General features: G+C 72.7%; 11 protein-coding genes. 2 read left to right on the top strand and 9 right to left on the bottom strand.

Going from position 1 to position 10,739, the window contains the following annotated elements; all coding sequences use genetic code 11:
• Positions 1-56: 56 nt before the first annotated feature.
• Positions 57-2,471 carry a glycosyltransferase gene (locus HCN56_RS08940; RefSeq protein ID WP_167968975.1) on the bottom strand — a complete coding sequence of 805 codons (2,415 nt, stop codon included), beginning with the start codon at positions 2,469-2,471 and terminating at the stop codon, positions 57-59.
• Positions 2,468-3,943, bottom strand: coding sequence for a hypothetical protein (locus tag HCN56_RS08935; protein WP_167968974.1), 1,476 nt, complete (start codon positions 3,941-3,943; stop codon positions 2,468-2,470). The genes HCN56_RS08940 and HCN56_RS08935 overlap by 4 nt, the downstream gene beginning before the upstream one ends.
• A gap of 210 nt (positions 3,944-4,153) precedes the next feature.
• On the opposite strand from HCN56_RS08935, the gene HCN56_RS08930 reads away from it, so the two are divergent.
• The gene (locus HCN56_RS08930; protein WP_167968973.1) at positions 4,154-4,828 is read left to right on the top strand and encodes a CatA-like O-acetyltransferase; all 675 of its coding nucleotides are present in this window, start codon (positions 4,154-4,156) and stop codon (positions 4,826-4,828) included.
• A 130-nt stretch (positions 4,829-4,958) separates the two neighbouring features.
• On the top strand, positions 4,959-5,615 hold the full coding sequence (locus HCN56_RS08925) for a pyridoxine/pyridoxamine 5'-phosphate oxidase (protein WP_167968972.1): 657 nt from the start codon (positions 4,959-4,961) through the stop codon (positions 5,613-5,615).
• A gap of 60 nt (positions 5,616-5,675) precedes the next feature.
• On the opposite strand, the gene HCN56_RS08920 is transcribed toward HCN56_RS08925, so the two are convergent.
• The 7 genes from HCN56_RS08920 to sufD all read right to left on the bottom strand — a co-directional run bounded on the left by HCN56_RS08920 (position 5,676) and on the right by sufD (position 10,648).
• Positions 5,676-6,053, bottom strand: a complete 378-nt coding sequence (locus HCN56_RS08920; protein WP_167968971.1) for a VOC family protein — start codon at positions 6,051-6,053, stop codon at positions 5,676-5,678.
• 276 nt (positions 6,054-6,329) lie between these two features.
• The gene (locus tag HCN56_RS08915) at positions 6,330-6,659 is read right to left on the bottom strand and encodes a metal-sulfur cluster assembly factor (protein WP_167968970.1); all 330 of its coding nucleotides are present in this window, start codon (positions 6,657-6,659) and stop codon (positions 6,330-6,332) included.
• Positions 6,656-7,108: a Fe-S cluster assembly sulfur transfer protein SufU gene (gene sufU, locus HCN56_RS08910; protein ID WP_167968969.1), complete on the bottom strand. Its 453-nt coding sequence runs from the start codon at positions 7,106-7,108 to the stop codon at positions 6,656-6,658. Before sufU ends, HCN56_RS08915 begins: the two co-directional genes overlap by 4 nt.
• A 16-nt stretch (positions 7,109-7,124) precedes the next feature.
• Positions 7,125-8,393, bottom strand: a complete 1,269-nt coding sequence (locus HCN56_RS08905; protein ID WP_167968968.1) for a cysteine desulfurase — start codon at positions 8,391-8,393, stop codon at positions 7,125-7,127.
• Positions 8,390-9,154, bottom strand: coding sequence for a Fe-S cluster assembly ATPase SufC (gene sufC / locus HCN56_RS08900; RefSeq protein ID WP_167968967.1), 765 nt, complete (start codon positions 9,152-9,154; stop codon positions 8,390-8,392). The genes HCN56_RS08905 and sufC overlap by 4 nt, the downstream gene beginning before the upstream one ends.
• 7 nt (positions 9,155-9,161) lie before the next feature.
• Positions 9,162-9,503: a non-heme iron oxygenase ferredoxin subunit gene (locus tag HCN56_RS08895; RefSeq protein ID WP_167932238.1), complete on the bottom strand. Its 342-nt coding sequence runs from the start codon at positions 9,501-9,503 to the stop codon at positions 9,162-9,164.
• Positions 9,500-10,648, bottom strand: a complete 1,149-nt coding sequence (gene sufD / locus HCN56_RS08890; RefSeq protein WP_167968966.1) for a Fe-S cluster assembly protein SufD — start codon at positions 10,646-10,648, stop codon at positions 9,500-9,502. Before sufD ends, HCN56_RS08895 begins: the two co-directional genes overlap by 4 nt.
• Between the last annotated feature and the right edge of the window lie 91 nt (positions 10,649-10,739).

Below are 10,739 nucleotides of genomic sequence, written 5' to 3'. Positions count from 1 at the left end.
GCCGTCCCCGGGGTGACCAGCTCCCCGGGGACGGTGCCGCTCCGGCGGGCCGACGGTCAGGCCGGGTCGCCCAGCAGCGGACGGATGCGGCCCATGTTCTCCTGGGTGATCTTCCACAGCAGCAACTGCCGGTCGTGGACGTCCGCGACGGTCGCCTCGTGCCGGTCCAGGAGGCCGAGGGCCCGCTCGGTGAGCAGCTCCGCCAGGTGGCGCTCGTGGACGGAGACGCCCCACTCCGGCCGGTCGATGTCCCGCAGGAAGTACCCCAGCTTGGGGTGGGAGATCAGCGACAGGATCGGGGTCCCGGCGCCGAACGGCACCATCCCGGCGTGGCCGCGCGCGCCGATGACGAGCTTGGTGCGGGCGTACTCGGCGAGGATGCGCTCGGTCGACCAGTCGTACATCGGCAGCACCGGCAGGCTGATGCCGTGCTCGCGGCGCAGGTCGGTGACGAAGGTGTCGTCGGTGACCGCGTGCGAGGCGTACCGCACCTCGGTGTGCTCGCCGATCCGCCGGATCGCTGCGGCGAGTTCGGCGAGGACGTGGCCGTAGTCGTGGCCGAAGCGCAGCCCGGCCCGGTCGTAGGCGATGTTGAGCAGCACCGTGTCGTCGCGCTCCGCCGGGTCGCGCCAGCCGGGGATCAGCTGCCGGGCGACGGTGGTCGGGCAGGGCTGGTGGACGACGGTGTCGGCCAGTTCGCGGGGTAGCAGGTCGCGGACGCGTTCCACCGAGCCGTGGTTGCGCAGTCCGAAGAACGCGGCGCGCTCGACCAGGGTCCGCAGACTCTCGGTGAACCGCTCGCGGGCGTAGCCCTGGCCCTCGAAGGTGTTGTAGCCGACGGCGAAGACGGCGATGGGCACCTCGATGCGGCGCATCGCCTCGTCGGTGACGTTCCACTGCCAGGCGCTGTTGCCGTTCGGGGAGGTGTCGGGGATGAACAGCCCGCCGCCGCCGATGACCAGGCCGCGCTGGCGGTTGATGCGCTCCAGTGCGGCGTCGTCCACGAAGCGGTGGACGTGCTCGCTCTGCCAGGCGCCGGGGCCGGTGTCGTCGGAGAAGCAGCGGCGGACCGCCTCGGGGAGGACCTTGTCGCCGGCGTTGCCCTGGCCGTCCATGTAGAACGCGACGTGAGCGAGGCGGCCGGCGCGGTCGCCGCCCTGGTCGGAGGCGCCGTTGAGGCCGGCGGGCGGCGCGTCGGCGGGCCGTCCGCCGCCGGAGACCGGCGCGGTGCGGCGGTGGAGGATGCCGCACATCCGGTCCGTGGGGTCGGCGGAGAGGCCGGACAGCGCGTGCGAGGCGGCGGTGGCGTCGTCGTGGAGGACCCAGGCCAGTTGCGCGAGGCGGGCGTGGGCGCGGGGCGCGGTCGGCGGGTGGGCGGTGGCCAGCAGCAGGTGGGTGCGGGCCTCCTCGTACCGGGCGCAGGCCATCAGCGCGTTGCCGTGGAGGGCGTGGGCGCGGGCGTCGCGCGCGGGTATCCGGTGGCAGCCGAGGACCTCGGCGGCCTCGCGGTAGTCGCCGAGCTCCATGAGCGCTTCGGCGAGTTGCACGGCGATGTCGAGGCCGCTGCCCGCGCGGTGGGCCCGGCGGCCGAAGTGCCGGACCAGTTCGGGGTGTTTGCGGCCGGGGAGTGCGAAGAACTCGGCGCGCAGCGCGGCGTCGTCGAGGTCGTAGCGGTGCCACGCCTCCTCGGCGGGGGCGTAGCCGGTCTCGCCGCCCTGCCAGGGCTTGTGGCGGCCGGTGTAGTGGAGGACGGCGACGTCCTCGGGGACGGGCTTGTTGCCCGCGAGCCGCCGCTTGACGTAGTTGTACCGGGCGTCGACCCGGACGAAGTCCCCGGCGAGGAGGGCGTTGAGGATGCCCTGGTCGTGCTTGTCGAGTTCGTAGCTGCCGGCGAGGCCGATCTCGTCCACGCGGGCGCAGAACTCGTCGGTGAGGAACTCCTTCTGGATGACGAGGAGCCCGCTGTTGAGCTTGTCCTCGCCGTGGAAGAACTGGGCGACGGCGCCCAGGCCGTCGCGCATCCGCAGCAGGTCGTCGATCCGGTCCAGGACCACCATGTCGGTGTCGAGGGTGATGATCGTGTCGTAGTCGCGGACGGTGAAGACGTCGAGGATGAAGTACGCCTTGCGGACCAGGTAGTTGGTCTGGTCGCCCTTGACGAAGTCGGCGTAGTGCTCGGTGCGGACCGCGCGCAGCCGCACCCGGGGGTGCAGGGCGCGGATGCGGGCGATCGACTCGGGCTTCAGGTCGTCGTGGAGGACGAGGAAGTCCTCGCAGAGCGTGGGGTTGGTCAGCGCGAGGGAGCGCAGCAGCGTGAGGAAGCCGGGCAGGTAGTTCTCGTCCACGTAGGAGGCGAACGCGATGCGGCGCTTGAGGGGCTGGCTCCCCGCCGGGGCGTGGCCGGCGCCCGCGGTGCCGGGGCCCGCGGTGCCGGGGCGCGGCGTCGCGGTGAGCGGGCTGGCGGTGCTCATCGGAGGGAGGTCCTCATCTCGTCGGTGTGGCGGGCGCGGGCCATCACCCAGTCGCGTTCGCGCTGGTAGCCGTGGACGGAGGTGATGGGCAGCTTCATCGCGCCGGGGAGGCGGTAGGCGCCGGAGGCGTAGAAGTCGAACCCGATCAGGTCGATGCGGGTGTTGACGTCGAGGAAGTCCAGCAGCCACAGCATGTTGAAGCCGCTGGTCGGGATGGTGGGCCACTCCTCCTCGGTGAGGCGGCCGATGTCCCGCACGGGCCACCGCAGCGTGCGGTCACCGACGTTGCGCTGCGCGCCGGGGACCAGGCGGCGGCGCAGGCTGTGCTGCCACGCCGCCTGGCGGCCGCCGAAGACGAGCCGGGTGGTGACGGGCACGTCCCAGTTGAAGTTGTGCTTGTGGATGGTGGCGTGGATGTCGGTGCGGGTGCCGGTGGCCGGCGCGTCGATGGTGAACGAGTTGAACCGCACCACCACGTCGTAGTCGTCGATGCGGGTGCCGTACCGGCCGTCCGCGACGCGCCGCGAGTTGGCGACCAGGCAGACCGAGCGCCCGGCGAGCTGGTTCCGGAGGTCGCTGAGGCCGATGACCCGGGCGCCGCCCAGCAGCGGGTCGGCCGCGGCCTCCCGCTCGGAGAGCCGGCGGTGCTCGGCCCACGCGGTCAGCAGGTCGGCGGGCGGCTCGCCCCCGTCGGGCGGGAACTCGGTGAGAAGGTCGACGATCGCGGTGAGCGCGTCGCCCAGCTCCCCGTACGGGCGCTTGTCGGCGACCATGAGGCCGAGCGCCGCCGTCATCCGCTCGGCGGCGCCGGTGGCGTCTCCGGCGTCGCGGCGGGTCAGGGCGTCGGACCACAGGTCGGTGCGGTCGCCGTCGGTCTCCAGGGCGGCGGCGCGCGGGTAGCGGCGGCGCAGCAGGGCCAGCGCCTCGACGAGGCGGTCCCGGCCGGCGCGCAGCGCGTCGATGCGGGCTCCGGTGCCGTGGTCGTCGGTGGCGCACAGCGCCAGGTAGCGCTCGTGCGCCTCGACCGCGCGGGCGTCGTCGCCCAGCCCCTCCAGCACGCGGGCGCGCAGCCGCCAGGCGGCGCGGGAGCCGGCGCGGACCTCCAGCAGGGTGTCGGTGACGCGCAGCGCGAGGCGCAGCAGGTCCTCGGTGCCGACCGCGGCGGCGGCCCGGCCGGCCTGGAGCAGCGCCTCGAAGACCTCGGGGTGGTCGCCGGCCCAGCGGTTGCCGCCACCGAGCAGCGTCGCGGCCTTCCCCGGGGTGGCGGCGGCCTCGGCGTAGGCGGTGAGCAGCACCCGCACCGCCTCGGCGAACCGGACCCGTTCCGGGTCGGGGTTGCCGCTCTGCTGGCCGCCGGCGATCGCGCAGTCGCGGACCCGGCGCGCCAGCTCCGGCGTCACGTCGTCGGCGGGCGGCCTCTCCCCCTGGGCCGCGCTCTGGCGTCGCGCCGGTTTTCCGATTCTCAGCTGCACCCGTGCTCTCCTCCCCGAAACGCCACGGACCGGCGTCGGCACGGGCACGCTAGGCAGCCGCCGTGACCGTCTGCGGTGCGCGGGGTGTACTGGGGGTGAACGCCGCGGCACAACGAGCATGAAGCGGACGTTGCGCGGCGGGGGACGTGCGCGCGGCGCTCCCGGGCCGCCCCGGCCGGGCACCGGGTCGCGGGCTGGGATCATGGCGGGATGGACGCACCGACCCCGATCGACCTGGCCGACTGGCCGCGTCGGCAGCACTTCGAGCACTACCGCACGGCCGTGCCCTGCACCTACTCGATGACGGTGGAGCTGGACGCCGGTGCGTTCGCCGCCGCGCTGCGCCGTTCGGCGCGCAGGACGTACGTCGCGCAGGTGTGGGCGCTGGCGACGGTGGTCAACCGGCACGAGGAGTTCCGCATGTGCCTGACGGCCGAGGGCGCGCCCGCCGTCCGGCCGGTGGTCCACCCGGCGTTCACCGTGTTCAACCCGGCGCGGGAGACGTTCGCCTGCGTGTGGGCCCGCTACGACGCGGAGTTCGGCGCCTTCCACGAGCGGGCGTCGGCGCTGCTCACGGAGCACGCCGGCGCCACCGAGTTCTTCCCGCAGGGCCCGCCGCCGCCCGACACCTTCGACGTGTCGAGCCTGCCGTGGACGTCGTTCACCGGGTTCAACCTCAATGTCCGGGACGGCTTCGACCATCTGGCGCCGATCTTCACCCTGGGGCGCTACGCGGAGCGGGACGGCCGCACGCTGCTGCCGCTCGCGGTGCAGGTCCACCACGCGGCGGCCGACGGCTTCCACACGGCGCGGCTGGTCAACGAGGTGCAGGCGCTGCTCGCCGACCCGCGGTGGGTGGACGGCGGTGCGGTCCCGGCCGGTTGAGGCGGGCGGCCCGTGGTCGGGGATCGCGTCGCGCGGCGCTGGTGGCCGGTCCGGAGGTAGGTTCGGGCTCGACGACGTGCCCCGCCGCGGAGCCGGCAGGGGCACACCGGCGAGGAGGAGTGGGGGCGTCATGGGCGCGGAGATCCGCCGACTGCTGCGCGGCATCGAGGTGTTCGCGGGCGAGCTGCCGGGGTTCGACCCGGCGGCGGCACCGGCGGAACCGGTGGCGCTGTTCACCGAGTGGCTGGGCGAGGCGCTGCGCGCCGGGGTGCCCGAGCCGCACGCCATGACGCTGTCGACGACCGCCGGTGACGGCGGCCCCGACGCGCGGGTGCTGATCCTCAAGGATGTCGGCGCCGACGGCTGGTGGTTCGCCTCCGACGCCGGCAGCGCCAAGGGCCGCGATCTCGCCGCCCGGCCGTTCGCGGCGCTGACCTTCCACTGGCCCCTGCTCGGCCGGCAGGTCCGGGTGCGGGGACCGGTGCGTACCGCCGAACCGGAGCGGTCCGCCGCCGACTTCCTGGCGCGCGGCGCCGGCGCGCGCGCCGAGGCGCTGCTCGGCCGCCAGTCGCAGCCGCTGGCCGACGCGGCGGAACGGGAAGCAGCCGTCGCCGCCTCCCGGGCGCGCGTCGATCGCGAGCCGGGGCTGGTCGCACCGGGGTGGACGCTCTACGCGGTGCAGCCGTCGGCGGTCGAGTTCTGGCAGGGCGACCGCGACCGGCGGCACACCCGGCTCCGGTACCGCGCCGAGGGCGGGAGCTGGCACCGGCAGCAGCTCTGGCCCTGACGCACCGCGGGTGCGCCCCGGCCGTGGCGGCGGGACGCACCCGGGTGGCGGGATCGTGTATCAGAGCGGGGCGAGACGGGCCTTGAGCAGGCAGAACTCGTTGCCCTCGGGGTCGGCCAGCACGTGCCACCCCTCGTCTCCCCGCTGACCGACGTCGGCAGGGCGGGCGCCGAGCGCGAGCAGCCGCTCCAGCTCGGCGTCCTGGTCGCGGTCGGTGGCGTTCACGTCGATGTGGAGCCGGGCCTTCCCCGGTTCCGGCTCGTCCCGGTAGCTGAGGATGATGGTCGGCTGCGGTCCGCCGAACCCCTCGCGCGGCCCGATCTCGACGCAGCCCTCCTCGCGGTCGAGGACGACGAAGTCGAGGACGTCGCACCAGAAAACGGCGAGGGCCTCCGGGTCCCGGCAGCCGAGCACCACTTCACTGATCCGACACGCCATGGACGCCACCTGCTCTCTGTCGGGGCCGGGAACGGCCCGTGGGTACGCGCCGGTCGGCACGCCGGTACGACCGGGCGACCGTACCCGCCGCGCCGCTCCTCGGCCACCGGTTTCCGCACCCGCGAGCCGGGGCCCGAGGTGCGGGTCGACGCCGGGCACCCGAGAACCATCCGGCACCACCGGCCACCGGAAACCGGCCGCCGGAACGCGTCCGCCCGCCGTACCCGGCCCGGTGGGGGCGCGGGTGCGGCGGGCGGAACGACCGGCGCGGAGCCGTCAGACGTTGAAGCCGAGGGCGCGCAGCTGCTCACGGCCCTCGTCGGTGATCTTGTCCGGGCCCCACGGCGGCATCCAGACCCAGTTGATCTTGAGCTCCTTGACGATGCCCTCGGTCGCGGACTTCGCCTGGTCCTCGATGACGTCGGTCAGCGGGCAGGCCGCCGAGGTCAGCGTCATGTCGAGCGTCGCGGTGTTGTCGTCGTCCACGTGCACGCCGTAGATCAAACCGAGGTTGACCACGTCGATGCCCAGCTCGGGGTCGACGACGTCGTACAGCGCTTCGCGGACCTCCTCCTCGGAGGCGGGCTTGGCAGTGATGTCGGTCATGCGGTCTTCTCCTCAAGTGCCTGGCCGGTGGCGTCCTTCCAGGCCATCCAGCTCAGCAGGGCGCATTTCACTCGGGCGGGGTACTTGGAGACGCCGGCGAACGCCACCGCGTCCTCCAGCAGCTCCTCCATGGCGTCGTCCGGGGTGAGCTGCCCCTTGGACTGCATCAGCTCCAGGAACGCCTCCTGCACGCGGCGCGCCTCGGCGATGTCCTTGCCGACGAGCAGCTCGTTCAGCACCGACGCACTGGCCTGGCTGATGGAGCAGCCCTGCCCGTCGTAGCTGACGTCGGCGACGGTGTCGCCGTCGAGCCGCACCCGCAGGGTGATCTCGTCACCGCAGGTGGGGTTCACATGGTGCACCTCGGCGTCGCCGTCGCGCAGGCCACGCCCGTGGGGGTGCTTGTAGTGGTCCAGGATCACGTCCTGGTACATGGAGTCCAGCTTCACGTCGCTACCTGTGTCCTCACCCGAAGAAGTTCCGAACGTGTTCCAGCCCGTCGGCGAGGGCGTCGACCTCGGCCGGGGTGGAGTACAGATAGAACGACGCACGCGTCGTCGCCGGAATTCCGTACCGCAGGCAGACCGGGCGGGCGCAGTGGTGACCCACCCGGACGGCGATGCCCAGCTCGTCCAGCACCTGCCCGACGTCGTGCGGGTGGATGTCCCCCAGCGCGAACGAGATCGCCGCACCGCGGTCCTCGACGCTCTCCGGGCCGATGAACCGCAACCCGGGGATGGCCGACAGCCGCTCCAGCGCGTAGCCGGTGATGGCGTGCTCGTGCGCGGCGATGGCGTCCATGCCGATGGCGGAGAGGTAGTCCACCGCGGCACCCAGCCCCACCGCCTGCGCGACCGGCGGGGTGCCGGCCTCGAACTTGTGCGGCGCGGGCGCGTAGGTGGAGGAGTGCATCGAGACGGTCTCGATCATCTCGCCGCCGCCGAGGAACGGCGGCAGGTCCTCCAGCAGCTCCTGCCGGCCCCACAGCACGCCGATGCCGGTCGGGCCGCACATCTTGTGGCCGGTGAAGGCCACGAAGTCGGCCTGGAGGGCCTGGACGTCGAGCGTCATGTGCGGCGCCGCCTGCGAGGCGTCGATGCAGACCAGGGCGCCGACCTCCTGGGCGCGGCGCACGATGGCCTCGACCGGGTTGTGGGTGCCCAGGATGTTGGAGACCAGCGTGAACGACACGATCTTGGTGCGTTCGGTGATCACCTCGTCGATAGCGGAGAGGTCGAGCCGGCCCTCGTCGGTCAGCCCGAACCACTTCAGCTTCGCGCCGGTGCGCTGCGCCAGCAGCTGCCACGGGACGATGTTGGAGTGGTGCTCCATCTCCGTGATGACGATCTCGGTGCGCTCGTCGACCTTGTACGGCTCGTCGGCCCACCCGAGCATGTTGGCGACGAGGTTCAGCGACTCCGAGGCGTTCTTGGTGAAGATCACCTCGTTGCGGCTGGGCGCGTTGACGAACGCGGCGACCTTGTCGCGCGCGCCCTCGTAGAGCGCGGTGGCCTCCTCGGCGAGCACGTGCACGCCGCGGTGGACGTTGGCGTTGTGGCGCTCGTAGTACCCGCTGAGCGCGTCGATCACCTGGCGCGGCTTCTGCGAGGTCGCCGCGTTGTCCAGGTACACCAGCCGTTTTCCGTCGTGGATCTCCCGGTCCAGGACAGGGAAGTCCTTGCGGATCGCCTCCGTGTCCAGGAGGCCCGGGAGCACAGGGCGGGGATGGGTCATGACGATGCGCCGCCCTTCACGTACTGCTCGTAGCCCTCGGCCTCCAGCTTGTCCGCCAGCTCGGCGCCGCCGGACTCCACGATGCGGCCCTTGGCGAAGACGTGCACGTGGTCGGGGTTGATGTAGCGCAGGATGCGCGTGTAGTGGGTGATCAGCAGGGTGCCGGTGTCACCCGCGCCGCGGACGCGGTTGACGCCCTCGGAGACGACGCGCAGCGCGTCGATGTCCAGGCCGGAGTCGGTCTCGTCGAGGATCGCGATCTTCGGCTTGAGCAGCTCCAGCTGGAGGATCTCGTGGCGCTTCTTCTCACCGCCGGAGAAGCCCTCGTTCACGTTCCGCTCGGCGAAGGAGGGGTCCATCTCCAGGCCGGCCATGGTCTCCTTCACCTCCTTGATCCAGGTGCGGAGCTTGGGGGCCTCGCCGCGGATCGCCGTGGCGGAGGTCCGCAGGAAGTTGGAGACGGAGACACCGGGGACCTCGACCGGGTACTGCATGGCGAGGAAGACGCCGGCACGGGCCCGCTCGTCGACGGACATCTCCAGGACGTCCTCGCCGTCGAGGGTGACGGTGCCGCCGGTGACGGTGTACTTGGGGTGGCCGGCCAGGGAGTAGGCGAGGGTGGACTTGCCGGAGCCGTTGGGGCCCATGATGGCGTGGGTCTCACCCTGCTTCACGGTCAGGTCAACCCCCCGCAGGATCTCGGTGGGGCCGCCTTCGCCCTCGACGGAGACGTGCAGGTCGTGGATCTCAAGCGTAGCCATGGGGAAGTCAGGACTCCTGGGTGACGGAGACGAGCACGGCCGCGTCGGGGCCGTCTCCCTCGATCTTTACGGGGTACACGGGGATGGGGCGGGTGGCCGGGAGGCCGGAGGGCTTTCCGGTGCGCAGGTCGAACGACGACCCGTGCAGCCAGCACTCGATCGCGCAGTCCTCGACCTCGCCCTCGGAGAGCGAGACGTTGGCGTGCGAGCAGATGTCGTTGACCGCGAACACCTCGCCCTCGGTGCGGACGACGGCGACCGGGACGCCGGTGATCTCCACCCGCTTCGGGGTGTCCTCCTCCAGCTCCCCCAGCGCGCAGGCGCGCACGAAGGACTCGGTCGCGGTCATCCGATCGACTCCGCGAGCTCGGCCTCCAGCTTGAGGGTCAGCCGCTCCTCGACGTCCGGGACGCCGATCTGCTGGAGCAGCTCGCCGAAGAAGCCGCGGACCACCAGGCGCCGCGCCTCCTCGGCGGAGATGCCGCGCGCCATCAGGTAGAACAGCTGCTCGTCGTCGAAGCGGCCGGTCGCCGAGGCGTGGCCCGCGCCGACGATCTCGCCGGTCTCGATCTCCAGGTTGGGGACCGAGTCCACGCGGGCGCCGTCGGTGAGGACCAGGTTGCGGTTGAGCTCGTAGGTGTCGGTGCCCGTCGCGGCGGCCCGGATCAACACGTCGCCGATCCACACCGCGCGGGCGCCGGCGCCCTGGAGCGCACCCTTGTAGGCCACGTTGCTGCGGCAGTTGGGGGTGTTGTGGTCCACCAGCAGCCGGTGCTCGTGGTGCTGGCCGTCGTCGGTGAAGTAGAGGCCGTAGAACTCGGCCTCGCCGCCGGGCCCGGTGTACCGCACGCGCGGCTGAATCCGGACCAGGTCACCGCCGAAGGTGACGACCACGGACTTGAATGAGGCGTCACGGCCCAGCAGCGCGTTGTGCTGCGAGCAGTGCACCGCCGTGTCGTCCCAGTCCTGCACGGAGACCACGGTGAGCTTGGCGCCGTCACCGACGACGAACTCCACGTTGGCGGCGCGCACGGCGTCACCGGTGTGGTCCAGGACCAGCACCGCCTCGGCGAACGGCTTCAGCTCGAAGACCGTGTGGCCGAAGGAGACGCCGCCGGTGCCGTGCAGCGAGACGCGGACCGGCTCGGTCAGCGGCTCGGAGACGGTGACGACGGTGGCGGTGGCGAAGGAGCTGTACGCCTGCGCGGCGACGCGGTCCACCGGGGTGCCGGCGCGGCCGAGGCGGGCGTCGTCGCGCCCGACGGTCTCGACGGTCACGCCCTCCGGCGCGTCCACCTGTGCCTTGATCGCGCCGTCGGCGACCGCGGAGCCGTCGTGCAGCCCGCGCAGCCGTTCCAGCGGCGTGAAGCGCCACTCCTCCTCGCGGCCGTGCGGCACCGGGAAGTCCGCGACGTCGAAGGACGGCGACGCGCTCATCCGGGTGGCGACGGTGGACTCGGCGGCCGCCGCCGTGTTCTCAAGGGCCTCAGCCATGGCTGTCGTGATGCTCGCTTTCTGCTTCGGTTCTCGCTCCCCCGCGCGGGGCCGCCTCCGGGCCGCGGGCTCTCACCCGGACCGGCGGCTC

The organism is Streptomyces lonarensis (genome assembly GCF_012033735.1).
Lineage (GTDB): Bacteria > Actinomycetota > Actinomycetes > Streptomycetales > Streptomycetaceae > Streptomyces > Streptomyces lonarensis.
This window is presented reverse-complemented; position numbering and strand designations above follow the sequence as displayed.

Bases quoted from the DNA above. Each gene is read 5' to 3' on its own strand.
- HCN56_RS08905 (WP_167968968.1), bottom strand. From the start codon at position 8,393: ATGACCCATCCCCGCCCTGTGCTCCCGGGCCTCCTGGACACGGAGGCG.
- HCN56_RS08925 (WP_167968972.1), top strand. From the start codon at position 4,959: ATGGGCGCGGAGATCCGCCGACTGCTGCGCGGCATCGAGGTGTTCGCG.
- HCN56_RS08920 (WP_167968971.1), bottom strand. From the start codon at position 6,053: ATGGCGTGTCGGATCAGTGAAGTGGTGCTCGGCTGCCGGGACCCGGAG.
- HCN56_RS08895 (WP_167932238.1), bottom strand. From the start codon at position 9,503: ATGACCGCGACCGAGTCCTTCGTGCGCGCCTGCGCGCTGGGGGAGCTG.
- sufD (WP_167968966.1), bottom strand. From the start codon at position 10,648: ATGGCTGAGGCCCTTGAGAACACGGCGGCGGCCGCCGAGTCCACCGTC.
- sufC (WP_167968967.1), bottom strand. From the start codon at position 9,154: ATGGCTACGCTTGAGATCCACGACCTGCACGTCTCCGTCGAGGGCGAA.
- HCN56_RS08915 (WP_167968970.1), bottom strand. From the start codon at position 6,659: ATGACCGACATCACTGCCAAGCCCGCCTCCGAGGAGGAGGTCCGCGAA.
- HCN56_RS08940 (WP_167968975.1), bottom strand. From the start codon at position 2,471: ATGAGCACCGCCAGCCCGCTCACCGCGACGCCGCGCCCCGGCACCGCG.
- HCN56_RS08930 (WP_167968973.1), top strand. From the start codon at position 4,154: ATGGACGCACCGACCCCGATCGACCTGGCCGACTGGCCGCGTCGGCAG.